At 65.9% G+C, this 22,708-nt stretch carries 21 protein-coding genes; 11 read left to right on the top strand and 10 right to left on the bottom strand.

All coding sequences use genetic code 11. From position 1 onward, the window contains the following. Positions 1-91: 91 nt before the first annotated feature. Positions 92-703, bottom strand: coding sequence for a hypothetical protein (locus ACYVD7_RS13040; RefSeq protein ID WP_460763977.1), 612 nt, complete (start codon positions 701-703; stop codon positions 92-94). 288 nt (positions 704-991) lie between these two features. Between ACYVD7_RS13040 and parE the strand changes: the two genes are divergently transcribed. Further along, on the top strand, positions 992-2,899 hold the full coding sequence (gene parE / locus ACYVD7_RS13045) for a DNA topoisomerase IV subunit B (protein WP_460763980.1): 1,908 nt from the start codon (positions 992-994) through the stop codon (positions 2,897-2,899). A 170-nt stretch (positions 2,900-3,069) separates the two neighbouring features. Here the strand turns inward: parE and hutG are convergent, their stop codons facing one another. Beyond that, positions 3,070-3,855: an N-formylglutamate deformylase gene (gene hutG / locus ACYVD7_RS13050; RefSeq protein WP_460763984.1), complete on the bottom strand. Its 786-nt coding sequence runs from the start codon at positions 3,853-3,855 to the stop codon at positions 3,070-3,072. Between the two features lie 29 nt (positions 3,856-3,884). Next, a complete protein-coding gene (locus ACYVD7_RS13055) occupies positions 3,885-5,144 on the bottom strand; it encodes an NAD(P)/FAD-dependent oxidoreductase (protein WP_460763987.1) in 1,260 nt (419 codons plus the stop codon). 307 nt (positions 5,145-5,451) lie between these two features. Here ACYVD7_RS13055 and ACYVD7_RS13060 point away from each other — a divergent pair, with 307 nt between their 5' ends. After that, complete coding sequence (locus ACYVD7_RS13060; RefSeq protein WP_460764240.1) at positions 5,452-7,047, top strand: M4 family metallopeptidase; 1,596 nt, start codon at positions 5,452-5,454, stop codon at positions 7,045-7,047. Positions 7,048-7,283: 236 nt separating this feature from the next. On the opposite strand, the gene ACYVD7_RS13065 is transcribed toward ACYVD7_RS13060, so the two are convergent. Further along, complete coding sequence (locus tag ACYVD7_RS13065; RefSeq protein WP_460764242.1) at positions 7,284-7,763, bottom strand: FKBP-type peptidyl-prolyl cis-trans isomerase; 480 nt, start codon at positions 7,761-7,763, stop codon at positions 7,284-7,286. 201 nt (positions 7,764-7,964) lie between these two features. Here ACYVD7_RS13065 and ACYVD7_RS13070 point away from each other — a divergent pair, with 201 nt between their 5' ends. Both ACYVD7_RS13070 and ACYVD7_RS13075 read left to right on the top strand, forming a co-directional pair. After that, complete coding sequence (locus ACYVD7_RS13070; RefSeq protein WP_460764244.1) at positions 7,965-8,444, top strand: C40 family peptidase; 480 nt, start codon at positions 7,965-7,967, stop codon at positions 8,442-8,444. 118 nt (positions 8,445-8,562) lie between these two features. Continuing rightward, entirely contained in the window at positions 8,563-9,333 is a 771-nt protein-coding gene (locus tag ACYVD7_RS13075) for a C40 family peptidase (protein ID WP_460763989.1), read from the top strand. A 113-nt stretch (positions 9,334-9,446) separates the two neighbouring features. Here ACYVD7_RS13075 and ACYVD7_RS13080 read toward each other — a convergent pair whose 3' ends face one another. Further along, the gene (locus ACYVD7_RS13080) at positions 9,447-9,938 is read right to left on the bottom strand and encodes an acyl-CoA thioesterase (RefSeq protein ID WP_460763992.1); all 492 of its coding nucleotides are present in this window, start codon (positions 9,936-9,938) and stop codon (positions 9,447-9,449) included. A 113-nt stretch (positions 9,939-10,051) separates the two neighbouring features. Between ACYVD7_RS13080 and ACYVD7_RS13085 the strand changes: the two genes are divergently transcribed. The 3 genes from ACYVD7_RS13085 (at position 10,052) to ACYVD7_RS13095 (ending at position 13,567) form a co-directional block, all read left to right on the top strand. Beyond that, complete coding sequence (locus ACYVD7_RS13085) at positions 10,052-10,477, top strand: hypothetical protein (RefSeq protein WP_460763994.1); 426 nt, start codon at positions 10,052-10,054, stop codon at positions 10,475-10,477. Between the two features lie 403 nt (positions 10,478-10,880). Further along, the gene (locus tag ACYVD7_RS13090; protein ID WP_460763997.1) at positions 10,881-12,833 is read left to right on the top strand and encodes a serine hydrolase; all 1,953 of its coding nucleotides are present in this window, start codon (positions 10,881-10,883) and stop codon (positions 12,831-12,833) included. 245 nt (positions 12,834-13,078) lie between these two features. Further along, positions 13,079-13,567 carry an NUDIX hydrolase gene (locus ACYVD7_RS13095; protein ID WP_460764246.1) on the top strand — a complete coding sequence of 163 codons (489 nt, stop codon included), beginning with the start codon at positions 13,079-13,081 and terminating at the stop codon, positions 13,565-13,567. Positions 13,568-13,622: 55 nt separating this feature from the next. On the opposite strand, the gene ACYVD7_RS13100 is transcribed toward ACYVD7_RS13095, so the two are convergent. Further along, positions 13,623-14,171 (bottom strand): energy transducer TonB, encoded by a 549-nt coding sequence (locus ACYVD7_RS13100; RefSeq protein WP_460763999.1) that lies wholly within the window; start codon positions 14,169-14,171, stop codon positions 13,623-13,625. Beyond that, a complete protein-coding gene (locus tag ACYVD7_RS13105; RefSeq protein ID WP_460764001.1) occupies positions 14,168-15,532 on the bottom strand; it encodes a dicarboxylate/amino acid:cation symporter in 1,365 nt (454 codons plus the stop codon). The genes ACYVD7_RS13100 and ACYVD7_RS13105 overlap by 4 nt, the downstream gene beginning before the upstream one ends. A 146-nt stretch (positions 15,533-15,678) precedes the next feature. On the opposite strand from ACYVD7_RS13105, the gene ACYVD7_RS13110 reads away from it, so the two are divergent. Next, positions 15,679-17,415 (top strand): alkaline phosphatase, encoded by a 1,737-nt coding sequence (locus ACYVD7_RS13110; protein WP_460764004.1) that lies wholly within the window; start codon positions 15,679-15,681, stop codon positions 17,413-17,415. Positions 17,416-17,556: 141 nt separating this feature from the next. Here the strand turns inward: ACYVD7_RS13110 and ACYVD7_RS13115 are convergent, their stop codons facing one another. After that, complete coding sequence (locus ACYVD7_RS13115) at positions 17,557-18,009, bottom strand: CopD family protein (RefSeq protein ID WP_460764006.1); 453 nt, start codon at positions 18,007-18,009, stop codon at positions 17,557-17,559. Positions 18,010-18,285: 276 nt separating this feature from the next. Here ACYVD7_RS13115 and ACYVD7_RS13120 point away from each other — a divergent pair, with 276 nt between their 5' ends. The 3 genes from ACYVD7_RS13120 (at position 18,286) to ACYVD7_RS13130 (ending at position 21,408) form a co-directional block, all read left to right on the top strand. Further along, the gene (locus ACYVD7_RS13120) at positions 18,286-18,897 is read left to right on the top strand and encodes a class I SAM-dependent DNA methyltransferase (RefSeq protein WP_460764009.1); all 612 of its coding nucleotides are present in this window, start codon (positions 18,286-18,288) and stop codon (positions 18,895-18,897) included. Positions 18,898-19,034: 137 nt separating this feature from the next. After that, on the top strand, positions 19,035-19,994 hold the full coding sequence (locus tag ACYVD7_RS13125) for a right-handed parallel beta-helix repeat-containing protein (RefSeq protein WP_460764012.1): 960 nt from the start codon (positions 19,035-19,037) through the stop codon (positions 19,992-19,994). Positions 19,995-20,139: 145 nt separating this feature from the next. Then, entirely contained in the window at positions 20,140-21,408 is a 1,269-nt protein-coding gene (locus ACYVD7_RS13130; protein ID WP_460764248.1) for a polyhydroxyalkanoate depolymerase, read from the top strand. 79 nt (positions 21,409-21,487) lie between these two features. On the opposite strand, the gene ACYVD7_RS13135 is transcribed toward ACYVD7_RS13130, so the two are convergent. Then, positions 21,488-22,420: a sensor domain-containing protein gene (locus ACYVD7_RS13135; protein WP_460764015.1), complete on the bottom strand. Its 933-nt coding sequence runs from the start codon at positions 22,418-22,420 to the stop codon at positions 21,488-21,490. Between the two features lie 68 nt (positions 22,421-22,488). Next, on the bottom strand, positions 22,489-22,701 hold the full coding sequence (locus ACYVD7_RS13140; RefSeq protein ID WP_460764018.1) for a PspC domain-containing protein: 213 nt from the start codon (positions 22,699-22,701) through the stop codon (positions 22,489-22,491). Positions 22,702-22,708 lie beyond the last annotated feature (7 nt).

Below are 22,708 nucleotides of genomic sequence, written 5' to 3' on the forward strand. Positions count from 1 at the left end.
AACATTGCAGCCCAGCCTGAACCGGGTCACCGCAAAGCAAACGCCCGGTAAACCGGGCGCCTGCGTTTGCGTCATCGGTGCAACCCGCTGATCAGCGGATATCGCCACCGTTCTCCGCGGTTTCGGGCTTGGGCTTGGCCTTTCCGGCCGGCGCCTTATGGTGCTTCCGGCCTGCGTGGGTGCTGGCGTTCGTGGCGGTAGCGTTCGAAGCCTGGACCCCGACCGTGCCCGAATCCGCGTCCACGGACGCACCCAGCATCGAGTGGCTGGCCGCATTCGCGTTGCCATCGACCGACTCGACCGCCTGCGGCGCGGCATTGCTGGTCGCCTGGGCGCCCGAACGGGCCACGGCGCTCCCGTCCGCACCTACCTGGCCGGCCGCCTGGGCGCCGCCGCTTGCAGCGCCGTTCGCGTCCTGCGCGACGCCACTGACCACGCTGCCGCGCGTTTCCGCGGCCGCCTGCCTGGCGGCTTCCGCACGCGCCTGTGCACGTTCGCGGGCACGGGTCGCGGAACGGGAGACCGCTCCGGTGTTGATCAGGCCGCTACCACTGCCGCCAGCACCGACATTGATGCCACCGGCACCACTTCCCACGCCGACGCCGACGTTGCCGGCGCCACCAAGGTTGACGCCCACCTGGGCGTTGGCGACGGGCGCCATCAGGGCGCCAGCGATCGTCGCGGTGAAAAGAATCTTGCGCATGTCCTATCTCCTGCAGGTCTTCGGGGGATTCCACGGCGTGCTGCGCGAGACGCGGCATGAACGTGGATGTCGCCATTTCTTCGCGACACGGCGACCGTAGGCAGCGCGCACCGACTCCCACCTGAATTCACGTATAGGGAAAATCACCCACGCGACGCCGCGTGAGGGCCTGCGTTCACGCTATCCTGCGCACTCCGTCACTGTTCACCTACATGTCGCGCCGTTTGCGACGCCGGAGCGGCTTAATGGCGCCCCGCGCATCACGCCGGACACGACAGCAGACAACGCATGAGCTCCCGCTATAACGCCGCCGATATCGAAGTCCTTTCCGGCCTGGACCCCGTCAAGCGCCGTCCCGGCATGTACACGGACACGACGCGACCGAACCACCTCGCCCAGGAAGTGATCGACAACGCCGTCGACGAGGCGCTGGCCGGCCATGCGCGCAGCATCGAGGTCACGCTCCACGGCGACGGCAGCTGCGAGGTGTCGGACGATGGCCGCGGCATGCCGGTGGACATCCACCCGGAAGAAAAGATTCCCGGCATCGAGCTGATCCTCACGCGACTGCATGCGGGCGGCAAGTTCAGCAACAAGAACTACACGTTCTCCGGTGGCTTGCATGGCGTCGGCGTGAGCGTGGTGAATGCGCTATCGAAGCATGTCGACGTCTTCATCAAGCGCGAAGGCAACGAGTACCGGATGAGCTTCAAGGATGGCGACCGCGCGTCGCCGCTTGAGATCGTCGGCACCGTTGGCAAGAAGAACACCGGCACGCGCCTGCGGTTCTGGCCCGATCCGAAGTACTTCGATACCCCGAAGTTCAACCTGCGCGCGCTGAAGCACCTGCTGCGCGCCAAGGCCGTGCTGTGCCCCGGCCTGACCGTAAAGCTGTTCGACGAAGCCACCGGCGAGAAGCACGAGTGGATGTACGAAGACGGTCTGCGCGACTACCTCAAGGGCGAACTGTCCGGACTGGAAGCACTGCCGCCGGACCTGTTCGTCGGCTCGTTGAAGAAGGACACCGAGGTCGTCGACTGGGCGGTCGCGTGGCTGCCGGAAGGCGAGCTGGTGCAGGAAAGCTACGTCAACCTGATCCCGACCGCGCAGCACGGCACGCACGTGAACGGCCTGCGCACCGGCTTCACCGACGCGCTGCGCGAGTTCTGCGACTTCCGCAACCTGCTGCCCCGCGGCGTGAAGCTGGCGCCGGAAGACGTATGGGATCGCGTCGCCTTCGTGCTGTCGATCAAGATGACCGACCCGCAGTTCAGCGGCCAGACCAAGGAACGACTGTCGTCGCGCCAGGCCGCGGGCTTCGTCGAAAGCGCCGCACACGACGCGTTCTCGCTGTGGCTCAACCAGCACACGGACCTGGGCGAGCGGATCGCGCAGCTGGCGATCGAGCGCGCCGCCGCGCGCCTGAAGACCGAGAAGCAGATCGTCCGCAAGAAGGTCACGCAGGGCCCCGCCCTGCCCGGCAAACTCGCCGACTGCACCTCGCAGGATCTTTCACGCACCGAACTATTCCTGGTCGAAGGCGATTCGGCCGGCGGCAGCGCAAAACAGGCGCGCGACAAGGACTTCCAGGCGATCCTTCCGCTACGCGGCAAGATCCTCAACACCTGGGAAGTCGCGTCGGGCAGCGTGCTTGCGTCGCAGGAAGTGCACGACCTCGCCGTCGCGATCGGTTGCGATCCCGGCAAGGCCGACATCTCCGGCCTTCGCTACGGCAAGGTGATCATCCTCGCCGACGCGGACTCCGACGGCCTGCACATCGCGACGCTGCTCAGCGCGTTGTTCGTCAAGCATTTCCCGTCGCTGGTCTCGGCCGGACATGTATTCGTGGCGATGCCGCCGTTGTTCCGCGTCGACGTGGGCAAGCAGGTGTTCTACGCGCTGGACGAAGAAGAAAAGCGCATCCTGCTGGAGAGGATCGAGCGCGAGAAGGAAGCACGCACGAAGGGCTTTTCCGGCCCGGTCAACGTCATGCGCTTCAAGGGCCTGGGTGAAATGAATCCCTCGCAGCTGCGGGAATCGGCCGTCCATCCCGACACGCGTCGCCTGGTGCAACTGACGTCAGACGACGACGTCGAGACGCATGCCCTGATGGACATGCTGCTGGCGAAGAAGCGTTCCGGCGACCGCAAGGCGTGGCTGGAAACCAAGGGCGACCTGGCGACGCTGGAAGCCTGACTTCCGCATCACGAAATTGCGTAGGGCGGGCCCAGGCCCGCCGCATTCACTCAGCAGTTATCGACAGGCGGGTCGAGACCCGCCCTACACCACTACAGCGTGAAGGCGGACCAGCGTCGCCCTGGTGGCACTACGCGCTGCGACCTTGACCGCGGCGTCCAGAAGAAGGTTCAACCGGCCAGCGCCGCCTCCAGCAACGGGCGGATCACTGCCTGCGCCGACGATGCCTTGGCTTCGTCGTACGCGAAGGTTTCCTCATCCATGTAGATGCGCTGGCTGATCTCCAGCTGCACGGCATCGATGCCATTGGCCGGATCGCCGTAATGGCGGGTGATGTAGCCGCCCTTGAAGCGACCGTTGACGACGAAGTCGTAGCGCGATTGTCCCGACAGCGACGCTTCAATGCGCGTCTGCACGTGCGGCGAACAACTCGCACCGCTCGACGTCCCCAGGTTGAAGTCCGGCAGCCGCCCGGGAAACAGGAATGGCAAGTCGCTGCCGCGGATCGAATGCCCTTCCCACAGCAGCACACGGCCGTGCAGCTGCTTCAGGCGCGTCAGTTCCGCGCGCAGGGCGTCGTGGTACGGACGCCAGTAGGTTTCGACGCGACCGGCGATTTCCTCGGGTGTCGGCGCCTGTCCTTCCAGGTACACCGGATCGCCGGTGAAGCGCACGGCTGGGCACAGGCCGGTGGTGTTCTGTCCGGGATACAGCGAGGTGTCGTCGGGCGGACGGTTGAGGTCGACGACATACCGCGAGAAACGCGGGACGATCATCGATGCGCCCAGTTCGCGCGCAAACGCGTACAGCCGCGAGACATGCCAGTCGGTATCGGGCGCGCCACGTGCCACATCGGTCATGCGCTGCGCCAACGGCGCGGGAATCTGGCTGCCGTCGTGCGGGACGCTGATCAGCAGCGGGGCGGTGCCGTGATGGAGGATGAAGGTGTCGCTCATGCGTGCAGTGTAGGTGTCGGTTCGTAAATTCAGGCGAAGCGGTCCGGCGCGTACCGCGACGGGTCCACCGACGGCGTGCGTCCGACCATGAGATCGGCAAGGAGCTGCCCGGTCGCGCAGCTCATGCTCACGCCCATCATGCCGTGACCGGTCGCCAGCCACAGGCGCTCGCGGCCCGGCACGCGGCCGATCAGCGGAACGTCGTCTATGCACATCGGCCGCCAGCCGAACCACTTCTCGCGAAGTTCCGGTCCGCTGGGCCGGCGCAGGTACTCGGCAGCACCGCGTTCGAGCGCGGCGAGGCGGCGCGCGTTGAGCGTGTCGTCGTAGCCGGAGAATTCCATCGTGCTGCCCAGGCGGAAACCGCTACCCCACGCGGTGACGCACACCGAACGTTCGCGCAGGACGATGGGGCGTCGCGGCACCAGCGATGGCGCGGTGTAGGTGATCGAATACCCCTTGCCGGGCTGCATCGCACGACGCAACGCCGGGAAGCCGATCGCGTCGGCCAGTTGCGGCGACCACGCGCCCAGCGCGAAGACGACCTCGTCGGCCTTCAGCACGCCTGTCGTCGTGCGCGCGTCGACGCCGTCGCGCGAGACATCGATCGCCTGCAACGCGCAGTGCTCGATGATCTCGCCGCCGCGCTCGCGGACCAGGCGCGCGAGTTCGGCAACGTAATGGTCGGGACGCAGTACGGCGTCGCCGTCGAAGCACAGCGCGCCAGCGACGCCTGATTTCAACGCGGGCTCCAGCGCCTCGTAACGCACGCCGTCCACGGCCCGCACCGGCACGCCGAATTCCTCCAGCACCGCGCTTTCCTCCTGCCCGTGGGCGAAGGCGGCGGCGTCGCGATAGACGTAATCCACGCCAGCTTCGGCAAACTCGCACTGCAGGCCGTAGTCGCGCACCCAGTGCGCCAGGCGCGCGCGCGAATCGTTGAGCAGTGCCGCCTTCGCCGTCGCGCTGGCGTGCCAGTCGCGTGGATTGCAGCGCGCGGCGAAGCCCAGCAACCAGCGCCATAGCGCCGGATCGAAGCGCGGCTTGATGTACAGCGGGGCGTCGGGAGTCAGCATCCAGCGCAGGGCCACGCCTACCATGCCCGGCGCGGCCAGCGGCGGAGCGTGGCTGGGAGTGATGGTCCCGCAATTGCCATGGGAGGCGCCGCCACCGACGCTTCCGGCGTCGATGACGCACACCTGGCGACCGGTTTCCTGAACAGCCAGTGCCACAGCGAGCCCGATCACGCCCGCTCCGACGACCAGTACCTCATTTTTTGTGTTGTGCATCGCAAAAATCTTTGGGGCCAACCTGGCCCATTACAGGTGGAATGTGACACGCAGGGTCAATGGATACGATTGCAAACCGGCATCTCGTCACATTTTTCGATGATTGCTGCGCTTGCAGCATGACACGCCAAAATTCCGCACGTTAGTGTCGATTGCCCCAACGCCCCATCCGCGACGACAGGACGCCGCCGGACTGGCCACAAGGTCATTCCGCGCTGCCCACTGGGCCTGGGTCGCATCGGAATGTATTTGCCCGGCGCCTCCGCCGGAATCCATTTCGAACTTCCAGGGGTTTCCAGACATGCACCTGCAGTCCCGCCTGCTCAGCGCCGCCGTCCTCGCAGCGCTCTCCGCTTCTGCTCCCGCCTTTGCCGCCAACATCAATTCTGCCGCTGCCCAGCGCGCTTTGGGCCTGGTCGACGCCCACGGTCCCGCCGTGAAGCGTGCCGACGCCGACGCCTTCGTCGCCCGCGACACCATCATTGACGCCAACGGCGACCAGCACGTGCGCATGGACCGCACCTACCGTGGCCTGCCGGTTCTCGGCGGCGACGTGGTCGTGCATTCCAAGGGCGGCCAGTTCAAGTCGGCCACCCTGACCCTGAAGACCACCGGCCGTCCGGACACCAACCCGAAGATCAGCGCCGACCAGGCCATCGTCGAATCCGGCGCCAAGTTCGGCACCGGCTTCAACGGCGTGCCGACCTCGCGCCTGGTGGTGTACGCACGCGGCGCCAGCCCGGTGCTCGCGCATGAAGTCGTGTACTCCGGCTTCAAGGCCGACCAGACCCCGACCGACATGCACTACATCGTCGACGCCAAGAGCGGCCGCGTGATCGACAAGTGGGACACCGTTGAAACCGGCAAGCCCGGCGGCGGCGGTGGCACCTGCACCAGCACGACCTCGGCCGCGGGCACCGGCAAGAGCATCTACTCAGGCAACGTCGCGATCAGCACCACCAATTGCGGCACCAGCTTCCAGATGAAGGACCAGACGCGTGGCGGTGGCTACACCACCAACATGGCCAACGGCACTGCGGGCAGCGGCACCATCTACAGCGACACGGACAACATCTGGGGCAACAACACCAACACCGATTCCGCCTCGGCCGCCTCCGACGCACACTACGGCGTGGCGATGACCTGGGACTATTACAAGAACGTCCATGGCCGCAACGGCATCGCCAACGATGGCAAGGGCGCGCTTAGCAAGGTCCACTACAGCCGCAACTACGTCAACGCGTTCTGGTCGGATGCCTGCTTCTGCATGACCTTCGGCGATGGCGACGGCGTGACCTACGGGCCGCTGGTCAACCTCGACGTGGCCGGCCACGAGATGTCGCACGGCGTCACCAGCCGTTCGGCCAACCTGACCTACTCCGGTGAGTCCGGCGGCCTGAACGAAGCCACCTCGGACATCATGGGCACGATGGTCGAGTACTACGCCAACAACGCCAACGATCCGGGCGACTACCTGATCGGCGAGAAGATCTACAAGTCCAACCCGAACGGCACCAAGGCGCTGCGCTTCATGTTCAAGCCCAGCATCGACGGCGCTTCCCCGGACTGCTACATCAGCACCATCGGTTCGAAGGACGTGCATTACAGCTCGGGCGTGGCGAACCACTTCTTCTACCTGCTGGCAGAAGGCGCGGTGGTCCCGGCTAATTTCAGCTACACCCCGAGCCAGCTGGTCTGCAACGGCAACACGGCGCTCAATGCGATCGGCCGCGACGCCGCTTCGAAGATCTGGTACCGCGCGCTGACGGTCTACATGACCTCCAGCACCAACTACGCCGGTGCCCGCGTTGCCACGCTGAACGCCGCTTCCGACCTGTTCGGCAACGGCTCGGCGCAGTACAACGCCGTCGCCGCTGCGTGGAGCGCTGTCAGCGTCAACTGATCCATCGCGTCACTGCAATCCGGAAACGGCCCGCACTGCGGGCCGTTTCTTTTTGGTCCGTCGCCAACGGGCGGGTGGTCGCACGTTGCACGCCATCCTCCTCCCGGGCCCCCGGCCCAGCCGACCAAGCGGACGCTCCTGCATCGCCTCCCGGTCGTGCCCGGCCACTGGCCCCTGAAACGACAACGGCCCGCTTGCGCGGGCCGTCATTCGAACCGTTGCGGCGAACGCAGCGATCAGTGCTGGTGGCCACCCTCGCCGTGCACGTGGCCGTGCTCGACTTCCTCGGCGGAGGCTTCGCGCACGTCGGCGATCTCGATCGCGAAGTGCAGGTTCTTGCCGGCCATCGGGTGGTTGAGGTCCACGTCCACCACGCTCATGCCGACCTTCTGGATCGTCACGGCGCGCGGGCCGAAGTTGGTCTGCAGGATCACCTGCATGCCCGGCTCCAGGCGCTGGCCTTCGAAATGCTTCTTCGGGATGCGCTGGGTCAGGCCTTCGCGCTTCTCGCCGTAGGCGTCGGCGGCGGCGACGTCGACTTCGAACGCATCGCCCTTCTCGCGGCCTTCCATCGCCTTTTCCAGGCCCGGGATGATGTTGCCGTGGCCGATCATGATCACCAGCGGATCGCGGCCCTGCGAACTTTCCAGCGGCTGCTGGCCCTGCTCGCTGACGGTGTAGTGGAAGCTGACGACGCGGTCTTTCTCGATCTTCATTGCGGATTCGAACTCGTGCGGGCCGCGGGGCGGCAGTGTGGCCACCGGCGGCTTGCCGGCGGCGGCGGGAACGGCCATGCTGGGGCCGTGACGAAGCCTGTCCCGAGCCTCGCCCAGGAAGCCGCGCATTATCCCGGCATCCCCCGCCCCGCGCCAGCACGCGCGGGCAACGCCATCGCCGTATTAATAAGTGTGTGCCTGCTGGGCGCGCTGTCGGCGTGCGGCGGTGGCGGCAAGCAGGCGGTCCGATCGAACCACCCTGCCCCCCATCGGAACTGGCCCGTGGTCGCCCCGGACGATCCGGACCGCGCCAACGCCGTGCTGATGCGGGCGATCAGCCTGGTCGGAACGCCCTACCGGTACGGCGGCAACACGCCGGAAAGCGGGTTCGACTGCAGCGGGCTGGTCAACTACGTCTATCGCGACATGCTCGACGTGAAGCTGCCCCGCACTTCCCGCGACCTGGCCGCCTGGCAGGGCCCGAAGATCAAGCCGGAGCGCCTGGCAGCCGCGGACCTGGTGTTCTTCGGCAGCAAAGGCAGTGTCAGCCACGTCGGCATCTACGTCGGCGAGGGACGCTTCGTCCATGCCCCGAGCACCGGCGGGACGGTACGGCTGGACTACCTGGACGGCCCCTACTGGCGGGACCATTACAGCGGCGCGAAACGCGTTCTGAACTGACGGGCGGCCAGATTTGGGACTTGGGCCGGTGCAATTAACTAATTTATAACAATATTTGAACAACACCCACCGCTTCGGCCGGCATTATCCCTCCCAGCCTCCGAATCGTGATGACTGCGTGACGACCCGAAAGCACGGCCGCCCTGCTGCCACCACCCTCAAGCCCGTCCGGGCTGCCTTCCGTCTCTCTCTCGCCCTGGCGCTGTGCGCCGGGCCGTTGAGTGCGCTCGCGACCCCGATCGACGACGACTCGGCCCCGTTCGCAGTCGCCGCTGCGCCCGCCGCAACCGTTGCCGTTGCAACACCCGCTACGCCCGCCGTCGCCAAACCCAGGCTCGCCCCGGTCTCCCGCGTTGCGCTGCCCGAATCCCCGTCGCTCGCCAGCCGCGCCCTGTCGCTGGCGGTGGGCGTCAAGAACCTGCTGTCTCCGATCAGCCTGAGCCCGCTGTCGCTGGACCTCCCCGAGGAAGCCATGGGCGAACCGCTCACGGCCGAAGGCAACGGCAAGGTCCAAGGCGTCCTGCAGAAGGCGCTCGCCCTGCTCGGTACGCCATACCGCTGGGGTGGCACCGACCCGAACAAGGGCCTGGATTGCAGCGGCCTGGTGGGCTATGTCTTCCGCAACGCCCTGGGCATCGAGCTGCCGCGCGTGTCGCGCGACATGGCCAAGAGCGGCGAACTGATCACCGACCGCGCCAAGCTGGCCGCGGGCGACCTGGTGTTCTTCGGCCTCAAGGGCCGTGTGAACCACGTGGGCATCTACGTCGGCGACGGCCGCTTCGTCCACGCGCCGAGCCGCGGCAAGAACGTGATGGTGTCGCAGCTGGACAAGGGCTACTGGAGCGGTCGCTTCGTGCAGGCCCGCCGGGTCAGTCCGGACGGAACCTGAGTTCCAGCATTCGCCGACTGAAAAGGCCGCCAGAGGGCGGCCTTTTTGTTTTTCCGTATCGATCAATACAGTCCAGGGCAACAACGGTACCGAAGCGGCATCGATCGCGCAGATCAGCGATCGACCGCGCGATACCGCTCCACCGTCTGCTCGATGCCCTTGCTCAGCTCCATCACCTTCATCGCGTACTCGGCCAGGCGCTTGTCGTCGTCACTGGCCATTTCCAGCGGCGGCACCGCGACCGGCTTGCCTTCAACGCCATCCAGGGCGACGAAGACGATCACGCAGTGCGTGCACAGTCGCGGCGGCTGGGTGTCCATCGGATCGGCGGCGCGCACCTCGACCGCGAAATGCATGCTGCTGGTGCCTGTGTGGACCAGCTTGGTCGACACCGTGACCAGGTCGCTGATGCGGATCGGCGCCACGAAGCGGATTCCGCCCACGGCCACGGTGACGCTGTAGCGACCGCTCCAGCCCACTGCCGCGGCATAGCCCGCCTGGTCGATCCATTTCATCACCATGCCGCCGTGAACCTTGCCGCCGTAGTTGACGTCGCTGGGCTGGGCGAGGAAGCGCAGGGTGAGTTCGCGTTGCTGGCCGCTCATGGGCAGGTTCCGGGGAAGGCTCACGGCATCATCGCGCAATCCGGCCTGCATGCGCTTGCGGCGCGCCAAGCGCTGGGCGATCCTCCGCCGATCCTTCGTTGCGGAAAAAAGAAATGGCCAAGGCAATCCTCCTCGCCCTGCTCGGTGTACTCGCCGGCATCGTCACCCTGGTCGTCGTGATCACCGGCGTGGAGTACGTGGGCCACCTGCTCTATCCGCCGCCGCCGGGCCTGGATCCGACCGACCCGGCCCAGCTTTCCGCGATCATGGCGGCGCAGCCGGTGGCGGCGAAAGCCTTCGTAGTACTGGCGTGGATCGCTGGCGCATTCCTGGGCGGTGGCGTGGCGGCACTGATCTCGCGCACCTGGCCGCGGGCGGCCGCGGTGATCGTTGCGCTCTGCGTCGTAGCCGGCGTCTGCGCGATGGTCATCGCGATGCCCGAGCATCCGTTGTGGATGTCCGCGATTGGCCTGCTGTTGCCCGTGCCTGCTGCGTTGTTCGCTGCATGGCCGCGGGCGCGAAGGAAGCGTATCGCATGACGTGACGCATGGATCACGCGCAACGAATCGCGTGTCCGTTTATTTCGAATCTTACGTTGGCAACACTTGAGCGGCCCGCTGATGCGGGCCGCAATCGTTTCTGGCACGCAACTTGCGCAACTTGAATCCTTACACAACACGCTTCACCAGGACTCGCAATCAAGATAATTTCATTCAGTCATCTCGAAACATAAGCATCTTGAATTCAAGGCGTTTTTCGCATCGAAACCATGCAACGCACTCTTCAACGCAAGAATGACGCCAACATGTTCTTCCAGCGTGTCCTGTCCGGAATCGCATTTCGCATGCGTTTCCTTGGACGTGCCGGACCTTCGATGATCGATGGCTTCCCTTCCTCCGGCGCATACCGCGGCATGAGGCCGCATCCCCCGAGGACTCAACAATGCTTCTTCGCAACAAACTCCGCACCCGTTCGCTGCCGCTCACGCTGGCCTCCTGCGCGCTTGCGCTGGCCGCCGTGACTGGCCCACAACCTGCGAACGCGGCGCTCGACGCAAACGCGCTGACCACCGATCACAACACCAACGTCCCGACCGGGTGGTGGCTCTACAACGGCATCACGGCCACGCAGGTGAGCAGCTATCTCAGCGCCAATGGCGCACGCCCGACGCAGATCGAGGTGGACGGCCTCGTCAGCGGTGCACCCCGCTTCACCGTGCGCATGGTCAAGAACAGCGGCAGCTACGGGACTTCGGGCTGGTGGTGGTATTACGGACTGACGTTCGCGCAGGTTGGCAGCTACCTCACCGCCAACAGCGCGCGCCTGATCGACATGGAGCCCTATGACGCTGGTGGTGGCGCCATCCGCTACGCGGTGGTGATGGTGCCCAATACCGGCACGGCCGCACGCGCCTGGGGCTACCTGAGCGGTGTCACCGAGGCGCAGATTTCGTCCTACATCACCAGCTCCGGCCAGCGCATCGTCGACCTCGACAGCTACTACTCCGGCGGCGTCAAGCGCTACTCGATGGTCAGCGTCGCCAACACCGGCACCGACGCAAAGGCATGGCAGTTCTGGTTCAACCAGTCCACCGCCAGCGTTTCCTCGCGGATCAGCGCTTTCTCCGGCCGCGTGGTAAAGCTCGACCGCAATGCCGACGGCACCTACAACATCGTGCTGACGAGGAACACCGGCACCGATGCATCGGCCTGGTGGTACCAGTACGGCTTCACCTCGGGCGCGGCGCTGGTGAACTACGCCAACCAGGTCGCAGCACGTCCGGTCGAAGTGAAGAGCTACGTGTCCGGCGGCATCCGCCGCTTCGATGCTGCCTTCATCGACAATGCCAATGCCAGCACGCGCCGCATGCGGTCCGTGTACGCACCGACCTTCCTCGATGCCAGCGGCAATCCCAGCAAGGGCATCTTCGAGGCCTACCTCAAGCAGGTCGGCGGCACCGTCAAGGTCAGCCTGAATTCGTCGCGCCGCGCCGAAGTCGCCAGTTCGCTCAAGTCGTTGCATCTGTTGCACGCGATGCGTCGCGTTGCGGCGGGGACCGACACGCTGGCGTCCGCGTTCACTTACTACGACTACATCAGCGGGACGGCCGATCAGCGCAAGAACGCCTGCCCGGACCCGGCGAAGGAAACCCCGGCCAACGCGCGCCTCAACTACAACTTCGAGACCGGCCTTGACCAGATGATGGCGATCTCGGACAACCGTACAACCCGCGGCACGGTCATCCGCTACGGTGGCTTCGCGCCGTTCAACGCCACCGCGTCGGCGGTGGGGCTCACCAGCACGACGCTGCGACACAACATCGGCTGTGCGTACTGGAATCTCTCCACAGGCAAGTACGATCCGACCAATCGCCGCAACGACACCTCCGCCGCCGACCTGGCCCGCATCTACGAGGGCGTGTGGAACTCAACGCTGCTGAGCAACACCAACAGCGCGCGCACCGAATTCCTCGAATCGGCCAATCCGTCGACGGGCGTTTCCACTGGCTCGACGCTGGACGCGATCATCAAGGACGAAGCCAGCAAGCTGGGCAAGTCGGCGATCGTCCCGCAGTTCGAAGCGGCGGTTAAGCGCTGGGGCAAGGGCGGCAGCTACGGCACCTGCTTGCCCGCTGGCGATGGCAGCTGTGGCCAGAAGGTGATCGTGCGCTCCGGCACCGGCCTGATCTCCTTGCCGACCAAGACGGGTGGCGTCCTGGGCTCACGGGTGTATTCGTACGGCAGCCTGATCTCCGACATGAAGGTGTCGTGCTGGGAGGACTTCACCACCGCGACCATCGAATGCCCGATCGATACCCAGTACACCAACGCGCAGTCCAATGCAGCCAACGAACTGTTCCGCGACGAAATTCGCCTGGCACTGTTGACCTGGTGAGCGAGTACTGGATGCGGTTGCGAGGCGGCGACCGCATCCGGGCACGCGCGTTTCCCCTGGGGCCGGACTTCCGGCCCCTTTTTGTGCACGCGGCCGGACTTCCGGCCCCTATTTATTCGTGCGACCGGAATTCCATGCCCTGTCCGTGCCGTCGGCATGACCTGGCTCGCCCCACGCCCTGTTCGACACTCGTCGGCAAAGCGCAAATGCACGACACTGTCGCGCCGCCGCTTGCCAGAAATCCGATGCCGTACACGCCAATCGTCGCCACGCTGGGCTACGTGCTCTCGCCCGATCGTCGCCAGGTCCTGCTGGTCCACCGCAACGCGCGGCCGGACGACCACCAACTGGGCAAGTACAACGGACTGGGCGGCAAGGTGGAGCCTGACGAAGACGTCCTGGCCGGCATGCGCCGGGAGATCCACGAGGAAGCCGGCATCGACTGCACCGCCCTGACCCTGCGCGGCACCATCAGCTGGCCCGGTTTCGGCAAGCATGGCGAGGACTGGCTCGGCTTCGTCTTCCTGATCACCGGATTCACCGGCACCCCGTTCGAAGGCAACGCCGAAGGCCCGCTGGAATGGGTGCCGTTGGACCGCATCTTCGAACTGCCTATGTGGGAAGGCGACCGCGAATTCCTGCCGCTGGTGTTCGACGGCGATCCGCGCGCGTTCCACGGCGTGATGCCGTACCGCGATGGCCGCATGGTGTCGTGGCGCTATTCGCGCGCCTAGCGGCCCCGAGGCGGCAAACAAGCCTGCGTGTTCAACAACCTGGCATCGACCAGGACTACTGCGCCACCTTCACCGTGCCGCGACCATCGCGCTGCTCGAAGACGAATCGGTACGTGAGACTCACCGCCTGCGTTACCTGCCGCGCGCCGTCGCAGGTGACGGTGTCGGGCTTGCGGCCATGGTCAAAGATGCAGCGCATGGCGGGATCGAATTGCCATGCTGCCACCGCGGATCGCGCGGCATCGAGGAACCGGGCATCGACCCCGTCACTGGTCACGCAATCGGGCGGCAACTGGATGGAGATCGAAGCCGGCACGGCACCGTTCTCGTCGACGCTCACGCGCAGGCACACCGATTGCGGCGGCAATCGACGCGACAGCAGGTCCGCGGGATAGGCGGGCGGCGCATTGCCGGCTTCGGGCAAGGCGCCGAGGAAATGTTCGTCTTCCGCCAGTTCGAGCCTCGCGGTGGATGCCACCGTCGCACTCAGGTCCTCGATACCCACCTGCCCGCGGGCATTGGTGGCGGGTTCGTCGCGGATCGCGGGATGACTGGCGCACGCGGCGAGTGCGCATGCCAGTGTCATCACGACGATCGGCCTCATCGCGCATCACCTTCCGCCGAAGCCGCGTGCGCCTCGGCCACATCGCCTTCCGGCAGGCCGACGTTCGTCGATGCGGCTTCATAGATGTCGCGATCCAGCAATCCGGTCTGCCGCGCCACCAGCACCGGCACCAGCATCTGCCCGGTGACGTTGGTCATCGTGCGCATCATGTCGAGGATGCGATCGACCGCGTACAGGTAGCCGATCGCTTCCAGCGGCAAGTGGGCGGCACTGAGCACGACGGTCGCCATGATCACGGCGGTACCGGGCACGCCCGCGGTGCCGAAACTGCCCAGCACCGAAGCCAGCGCGATGACCAGGTACTGCGACCAGCTCAACTCGATGCCGGAATACTGCGCGATGAACACCGCCGCCAGCGCCGGATAGATCGCGCCACAGCCATCCATCTTGATGCTCGCGCCCAGCGGCACGGCGAAGGCGGCGTAGTCGCGATCCACGCCATGGTTGTGGGTCACGCTGCGCAGCGAAACCGGCATCGCCGCAAAGCTGCTCGACGCGACGAAGCCCACCTGCATCGCCGGCGCCGCGCCGCGGAAGAACTTCAACGGGTTCAATCCATGCGCCAGCAGCATGCCGCCATACACCACCACGATGTGCAGCGCGCATGCCACGTACAGCGCGATGACAAACTGCCCCAGCGGCTTGAGCTGCTCGAAGCCGTAGCCGCCCACCAGCGCCGCGATCAGGCCGAAGGTGCCCAGCGGCGTGAACTCCAGCACGAAGCGCGTGACCTGGATCATTGTCTCGCTGGCCTCGCCGGCCAGCTTGCGCAGGCTGGCGGTCTTCTCGCCCAGCTTCACGAAAGCGAATCCGACCAGCGCGGCGAAGAAGATCACCTGCAGCATCGTGCCGTTGCGCGGCACCAGCACCTTCATGCCATCAGCGGTCTTCGCCGCATCGCCACCGGCCATCGCCAGGAAGGGATTGGCTGGCACGATGTTGAACAGCACGTCCAGCACGCCCGGCACGTCCTTCGCCTTGTAGTCGGACGCGACCTGCAGCGTGACGATGTCGACGCCGACGCCCGGCTTCATCAACCAGCCCACGCCCAGGCCCACGGCAACCGCGAGCACGGCGGTGATCGCGAACCAGACGAACGTGCGGCCCGCGAGCGCGGCGATCGACTTCTGCCCGTGCAACGCGCCCACCGCATTGATCACCGCGAACAGCACCAGCGGGATCGCGATCATCTTGATCAGGTTGACGTAGACGTCACCCAGCGGCCCGAACCAGCGCTCCGCATCCTTGCCGAAGATCCAGCCGGCCAGCGCGCCGAGCACGAAGCCCGCCACCACGCGCTGCCAGAACGGGATCCGGAACCACATTGTCATCAGCTTCATCACGGCAGCATCCACAAACCAGCCAGGAACGCACCTTAGCGGAGCCGGCGCCACGGTGACGAGTCCTCGGATGCATGACCGCATTCCATACGGACAACAATGGTTGGGCATAATTGGCGGCTTCACCGCATGCCGATCATTCGCCCATGATCCCGACCCGCTCCGCACGCCTCCGCAAGGACAGGATCCGCCTCGCCAGCCTGGCACTGGTCACCACGCTGGCCGGCGCCTGCGCCTCGCCTTCGACCGTGCGTACCGCCACGCCCGCGGGCAGCGTCGCGCTGGCGGTCGACGTCCCGGCGATCCGGCATCCCGACGGCGAAACCGCCGCCTGGTGGTTCCGTGACGGCGCAGCGCAGGCAGCCCAGCGCGGTGCGATGTCCGCGCGTGCGAAGAACGTGATCCTGTTCGTCGGCGACGGCATGAGCCTGACGACCGTCGCGGCGGCGCGCATCCTGGATGGCCAGCGCAAGGGTTCCAGCGGCGAAGAGAACCGGCTGTCCTGGGAAACCTTCCCCGCCACCGCGCTGAGCAAGACCTACAACACCAATTCGCAGACGCCCGACTCGGCCGGCACGATGAGCGCAATGGCCACTGGCGTGAAGACGCGCATCGGCGTGCTCAGCATCGGCCAGTCGGCGAAGAAGGGCGATTGCGCCGGCGCACTGGCCGCGCCGGTGCTGACCCTGTGGGAACTGGCTGCAAGCAGCGGACTCGCCACCGGCGTGGTGACCACCACGCGCGTCACCCACGCCACGCCGGGCGCCACGTTCGCGCACGTGCCCGATCGCGGCTGGGAAAACGACACCGAGATTTCCGCGCAGGACAAGCAGACCGGTTGCATCGACATCGCACGGCAGATGGTCGAGTCGAAGTACGGCACGGGCCCGGATGTGCTGATGGGTGGCGGCCGTGGCAACTTCATGACCGTCGCGCAGCGCGATCCCGAGGAAGACGACAAGGTCGGCCAGCGCCTCGACGGCCGCGACATCATCGAGGAATGGAAACAGCGCCATCCCGGTGGCGCCTACGTATGGAACGAGAAACAGCTGGCGCAGGCACCCGCCGACAAGCCGCTGCTGGCGCTGTTCAACTACGACCACATGGCCTATGAGCACGATCGTCCGCGCGACATCGCCGGTGAACCCTCGCTTGCGCAGATGACCCGCGCCGCGATCGCACGCCTGCGCAGCAATCCCAATGGCTACGTGCTGCTGGTCGAAGGCGGCCGCATCGACCATGCCCACCACGACGGCAACGCCTATCGCGCACTGACCGACGCGATCGCGATGAGCGAAGCGGTCAAGGCAGCCGATGAAATCACGTCCGCGGACGACACGCTGATCCTGGTCACCGCCGACCACTCGCACACGCTGACCTTTGTCGGTTACCCCGTGCGCGGCAACCCGATGCTCGGAAAAGTGAAGGGCATGAGCGGCGAAAGCAGCGGCAACAGCGAATACGCGCTGGATGCGCTGGGCCTGCCGTACACGACGCTCAATTACAGCAATGGCCCGGGTTACGTCGGCGCCAGCGCGCAACAGCCCGAGGGGCCCAAGAAATTCCGCCACGAGCTCAACGGCGCCGAAGCGGCGAAGAACGGCCGCCCCGACCTCACCCACGTCGACACGCAGGATCCCGACTACATGCAGGAGTCGATCTCACCGCTCAGTTACGAGACCCACGGAGGCGACGACGTCGGCATCTGGGCCCGCGGCCCCGGCAGCGACGCGGTGCGCGGCAGCGTGGAACAGAACACGATCTTCCATTTCATGCTGCAGGCGATGCCGGCCCTGCGGGCAAAACTGTGCGAAGCGGGCGACTGCGATAACAACGGGGTACCGGTGGTCCTGCCAAAGCCCGAGGCATTCCAGTCCCGCTGATCGTCGCCGACACCTGCAGTGCCGAGCTCTGCCCGGCAAGCTTCCGCTGCGACGAAGGCCCCTCAAGCGGTGTTCCAGGACTCCCACCCGCGCGAGTGACGAAGTTGACCCTAGTGCCGAGCCCTGCCCGGCACGGGCGAATCAGAACGGCTTTGCCAGCACCAGGTACACGATCCCCACCAGCAGCAGTACCGGCAATTCGTTGAACCAGCGCAGCGTGCGCGACGATGGCAGCGCACGCCCGGCATCCACACCCTTGAGCCAGCGCCCGCTGACGATGAAGTACGCCAGCATCGCCGCCACCAGCGCGAGCTTGGCGTGCAGCCAACCACCGACCGCGAACATCTGCGGCAACGCGTCGCCGAACAACCGATAGCCCTGCCACAGTGTCAGCCCCGCAAGCAACGCCAGCCCGAACATCGTGTGGCCGAAGCCGTACAGGCGCCGCCCCATCAACACCAGGCGCGCCCGCACGGCGGCATCGTCGCCGGCTTCGGCGATGTTCACCAGGATGCGCGGCAGGTAGAACACCCCGCCCATCCAGGCCATCACGAAAACGACATGGGCGGTCTTGATCCAGTAGTAAGCCTGCATGCCTCGCGCCTGATGAAGTGACTGGTCGCGATAGGATGAACGCCCCGCCCCCGCCTGTCACGCCGAGACCGTGTTCGTTGCGGTCACGCTGTGCCCGGGTGTTCCACCACCTGTCGCAGGTGGCGCCGGCAATCCAGTCGTTGGTTGGGTCGTGGACCCGCGCCGCGCTGTGGTCGTCATCACGTCATGGTCCGCCGTGATGAAAAGTGCAGCCGCCAGGATTTCCGTTCGCCACCCGCAACACGACAACCACTCGCCTTGCCGGAAAGATTTCCGATGACCAAACGCTACGACCAACGCTACTTCGACACCTGGTACCGCCAGCGCGGCATCGGCGACGCCGCCCGCCTCGGTCGCAAGGTCGCGATTGCCGTCGCCACCGCCGAATACCACCTCGAGCGCCCGATCCGCACGGTGCTCGACATCGGTTGCGGCGAAGGTGCATGGCGCGCGCCGTTGCTCAAGCTGCGACCCAAGGCCCGTTACATGGGATTCGACAGCAGCCAATACGCGATCGCGCGCTTCGGCGCGCGCCGCAACCTCCACCTCGCGCGCTTCGGCGATTTCGCCCTGCTGCGTCCCTGCCCGCCGGTGGACCTGCTGGTGTGCAGCGACGTGCTGCATTACCTGGAGGCGCGCGAAATCGACCGCGGCCTGCCGGGCCTGGCCGAACTGTGTGGCGGCGTTGCGTTCCTGGAAACCTTCGCCCGCGAGGACGAAGCCGAGGGCGACGAGCACGATTTCCGCAACCGGCCAGCGGCGTTCTACCGGCAGCGCTTCGAGAAATCCGGGTTCTCGCAATTGGGCTCACATCTATGGTTGTCGTCGCGATTGTGCGCGGGGGCCGTCGCCCTTGAGCTGCCGCCCGGACGCCGGACCAGGACCTGAGCTGGCCGCGGGGCAAGCCACCCGCTATCGTTTGCGGACCGACGCGGCCATGTCCGCTCCTCGTCCTGACTCTCGTTGGAGAGAGGGCCGACGCCACGGATGACGACGCCGGCTCCAATCCAGAGGGGACACACACCATGTACTTCAAGCGACAAATCATCGCGCGCGGGCCCCGCGTGCTTCGCGTACTGGCCTGCATCGGCCTGATGGCCCTGTCCAATGCGGCGTTCGCCCAAGCCTCGCGCACATGGGTCTCCGGCGTAGGCGACGACGCCAACCCCTGCAGCCGCACCGCCCCCTGCAAGACGTTTGCTGGCGCCATTTCCAAGACGGCCGCCAATGGCGAGATCGACGTACTCGACCCGGGTGGCTTCGGCACGGTCACGATCACCAAGTCCATCACCATCGATGGCAGCAACATGGGTGGCATCCTGGCGTCCCTGGTCAACGGCGTGGTGGTCAACGCCGGCGCGGGCGACGTCGTCCGGCTGCGCAACCTGAGCATCAACGGCTTCGGCAACGGCCTCGCTGGCGTGCGCTTCCTGGCCGGCAAGGCGCTGCACGTGGAGAACTCGCAGATCTACGGGTTCACCGGATTCGGAATCGACTTCCAGCCCGCCGCCGGCAGCCAACTGTTCCTCAGCGACGTGAAGATCAGCGGCAACAACGGTGCCAGCGGCGGCGGCGTCCAGGTCGCCCCTGGCGCTTCGGGTGCGGCCGTGGTGTCCATCGACAACACCCGACTGGAGAACAACACCGTCGGTTTGCAGGTGAAGAACCGCGGCATCGCTTCCATCCGCCATTCGGTGGTCTCGGGGAACTCCGGCATGGGCGTGTACGCCCTCAGCACTACCGACCTGGCCGAGATCACGGTGCAGGAGTGCCTGATCGCCAATAACGCGGCAGGCGCAGGCGCCGCGGGCGGGCTCTGGGCCAGCGGACCAATGGCGATCGTTCGCATTTCCGACAACGTGGTGACCAACAACGAATACGGCATGCACGCCGGGAGCGGTGGGCAGCTCATTTCGTTCGGCGACAACAAGGTTATCGACAACACAATCGACGGCACGCCCAACAGCACGGTGCTGGCGAAGTAGCTTGACCCCGCCGGCGGGGCACCCAGCCCCGCCGGCCACGCGCTCTGCCCCGATCCGCGACCCGTTTCACAATCCTCCGGCCTGCTTCCGCTATGCTGCGGCGCATCAACGCGCTTTACGCGGGTTCAGGGGCCTTCGCGAAATGCTGCTCTACCACTTCCATGAACTCGGTCGCGCCTGGCTGCAGCCGTTCAATTACTGGGCCGATGCCAACGCCAAGATGTTCGGTGCGCAGGGCAGCTGGATGTCGACCCTGCCCGGGGCCTCGCGCCTGTCCGCCGGCTACGAGCTGCTGTACCGGATCGGCAAGGATTACGAGAAGCCCGAGTTCGGCATCCATTCGATCGAGAAGGATGGCAACAGCTATCCGGTCGTCGAACGCGAGGTCCTGAAGAAGCCGTTCTGCCGCCTGCTGCGCTTCAAGCGCTTCGCCGACTGTCCCGGCCAGATCCAGGAATTCCAGGACGATCCCTCCGTACTGGTCATCGCACCGCTCTCCGGCCACCACGCCACGCTGCTGCGCGATACGGTCAAGACCCTGCTGCGCGACCACAAGGTCTACATCACCGACTGGATCGACGCGCGCATGGTGCCGCTCACCGACGGTGCGTTCCACCTGGACGACTACGTCGCCTACATCGAAGAGTTCATCCGCACGATCGGTGCCGACAACCTGCACGTGATCAGCGTCTGCCAGCCGACCGTGCCGACGCTTGCAGCGGTGTCGCTGATGGCGGCGCGCGGCGAAGCCACGCCGCGATCGCTGATGATGTTCGGCGGCCCGATCGACACGCGCGAAAACCCGACCAAGGTGAACGATCTCGCCACCCAGAAGCCGCTGTGGTGGTTCGAGTCCAACCTCGTCCACGCCGTGCCGCCGAACTATCCCGGCCACGACCGCCGCGTGTATCCCGGCTTCCTGCAGCATGGCGGCTTCATGGCGATGAATCCCGAGCGCCACTTCCAGTCGCACTGGGATTTCTACCAGGACCTGGTGAAGGGCGACATGGAGGACGCGGAATCACACCGCCGCTTCTACGACGAGTACAACGCCGTGCTCGACATGCCGGCCGAGTACTACCTGGAAACCGTGGACGTCGTCTTCCAGCGCCACCTGCTGCCCAAGGGCGAGTGGGTCGTGCGCGGCGAACGCGTCGATCCGTCCGCCATCAAGGACACCGCGATCATGACGATCGAGGGCGAGCTCGACGACATTTCCGGGCAGGGCCAGACGCGCGCGGCGCACGCGCTGTGCACCGGCATGGCGAAGAAGGACAAGCAGCACCTCACCATCGAAGGTGCGGGCCATTACGGCATCTTCAGCGGCCGTCGCTGGCGCACGCAGGTGTATCCGCAGGTGCGCGACTTCATCGCGAAGTACGCACGGCCGGTGACCGCAAAAACCGACCTGTAAAGAATTGGCTCGGCTGGAATGACAGAAGGCCCGGTGGATCGCTCCACCGGGCCTTTTCATTGCAGGCTCGCGACTCGACTCAGTCGTGCTGCGCGCTTTTCACCAGCATGTGCTTGGCCAGCTGGCCGTGCAGGTGGCCGACGAAACGCGCCAGGTGCAGGGTCGCGAACAGGATCACCACGCCGACCACGAAGCACAGCGGCAGCGTCCACAGCGCGTCGACGCCCTGCAGTCCGAACACCTGCACATCGTCGATCCAGCCACCTGCGTTGGCACCACCGAACAGTGCCGCCACCGGTGCCGCGATCAGGCCCAGCGCCAGCGCCAGCCCGGTCACCGTCGCGGTGAAGTAGACGATGCCCAGCGGCAGCATCAGCAGGAAATACAGTTGCGTCGCCCAGGTACGCGGATCGGTGAACAGTTCCTTGATCCGTTCCAGCAGCGGCTTGCCACGCGTGGAATAGAGCGGGCGGCGCGGCATGCGTTCGCCCAGCATCACCTCGACGATCCGGCCTTCGACCAGCGACAGCACGCGCACGGAACCGAAGTACAGGATCACGAACGGAATGCCGATGATCAGCACTGCCAGGCCCGACGACATCGACACGCCGGTGACGACCCAGGTGAAGTAGAAGATGCCCGTCGCCAGCGACAGCAGCATGTAGAACAGCGCTGCGTACGTGCGCGGCTCCGCGATCACGCCGAAGAAGCGGCTGTACCAGGGGCGATTGGGCGAGGCGGGACGCGTCGCCGGCGTACGCAGGGCGCTCTGCACCTTCACTTCGGTGTCGCGGTAAATCTCTGCGACTTCGTCGGGGGCGCCGTAGCTGCCGGCAACCGAGGCGATTACCTCGGCTTCGGACTTGTTCGGGTTCTCGGACATTTCCGAGCGCAGGTATTCCTCCGCGTCGTACAGCGCGTCCTGGACCAGGGCCAGGTCGGCACCGGCCAGGGAGCGGCGCAGCTGTTCCAGGTATTCGGGGATGGTGGTGGGCAGGACGGAGGCGTTCATTTGGGAATCCACGCTTGGGTTTGATCCCGCGGCAGCGCCGCGGACGTATGGATGTTGCAGTCGGCGATTTACAGCACCTGCGGACCAGTTTCGCCTTCCTGCACGACTACCCACAGGATCAGGTAGACGATCGCACCGGTGCCGTTGAAACACAGCGCGGCCAGGAACAGCGCGCGCCAGACCCACGACGCCCACGGCGTGCACCGGCCCAGTCCACCGCAGACGCCGCCGATCAGGCGGTCGCGACGCGAACGGCGCAGTTCATTGAGGTTCCAGTTCATGTCATTT

It is taken from the genome of Lysobacter fragariae, assembly GCF_054779775.1.

Coding starts and splice junctions, on each gene's coding strand:
- ACYVD7_RS13040 (WP_460763977.1), bottom strand. CDS start 703: ATGCGCAAGATTCTTTTCACCGCGACGATCGCTGGCGCCCTGATGGCG.
- parE (WP_460763980.1), top strand. CDS start 992: ATGAGCTCCCGCTATAACGCCGCCGATATCGAAGTCCTTTCCGGCCTG.
- hutG (WP_460763984.1), bottom strand. CDS start 3,855: ATGAGCGACACCTTCATCCTCCATCACGGCACCGCCCCGCTGCTGATC.
- ACYVD7_RS13055 (WP_460763987.1), bottom strand. CDS start 5,144: ATGCACAACACAAAAAATGAGGTACTGGTCGTCGGAGCGGGCGTGATC.
- ACYVD7_RS13065 (WP_460764242.1), bottom strand. CDS start 7,763: ATGAAGATCGAGAAAGACCGCGTCGTCAGCTTCCACTACACCGTCAGC.
- ACYVD7_RS13080 (WP_460763992.1), bottom strand. CDS start 9,938: ATGAGCGGCCAGCAACGCGAACTCACCCTGCGCTTCCTCGCCCAGCCC.
- ACYVD7_RS13085 (WP_460763994.1), top strand. CDS start 10,052: ATGGCCAAGGCAATCCTCCTCGCCCTGCTCGGTGTACTCGCCGGCATC.
- ACYVD7_RS13090 (WP_460763997.1), top strand. CDS start 10,881: ATGCTTCTTCGCAACAAACTCCGCACCCGTTCGCTGCCGCTCACGCTG.
- ACYVD7_RS13095 (WP_460764246.1), top strand. CDS start 13,079: ATGCCGTACACGCCAATCGTCGCCACGCTGGGCTACGTGCTCTCGCCC.
- ACYVD7_RS13100 (WP_460763999.1), bottom strand. CDS start 14,171: ATGAGGCCGATCGTCGTGATGACACTGGCATGCGCACTCGCCGCGTGC.
- ACYVD7_RS13105 (WP_460764001.1), bottom strand. CDS start 15,532: ATGAAGCTGATGACAATGTGGTTCCGGATCCCGTTCTGGCAGCGCGTG.
- ACYVD7_RS13110 (WP_460764004.1), top strand. CDS start 15,679: ATGATCCCGACCCGCTCCGCACGCCTCCGCAAGGACAGGATCCGCCTC.
- ACYVD7_RS13115 (WP_460764006.1), bottom strand. CDS start 18,009: ATGCAGGCTTACTACTGGATCAAGACCGCCCATGTCGTTTTCGTGATG.
- ACYVD7_RS13120 (WP_460764009.1), top strand. CDS start 18,286: ATGACCAAACGCTACGACCAACGCTACTTCGACACCTGGTACCGCCAG.
- ACYVD7_RS13125 (WP_460764012.1), top strand. CDS start 19,035: ATGTACTTCAAGCGACAAATCATCGCGCGCGGGCCCCGCGTGCTTCGC.
- ACYVD7_RS13135 (WP_460764015.1), bottom strand. CDS start 22,420: ATGAACGCCTCCGTCCTGCCCACCACCATCCCCGAATACCTGGAACAG.
- ACYVD7_RS13140 (WP_460764018.1), bottom strand. CDS start 22,701: ATGAACTGGAACCTCAATGAACTGCGCCGTTCGCGTCGCGACCGCCTG.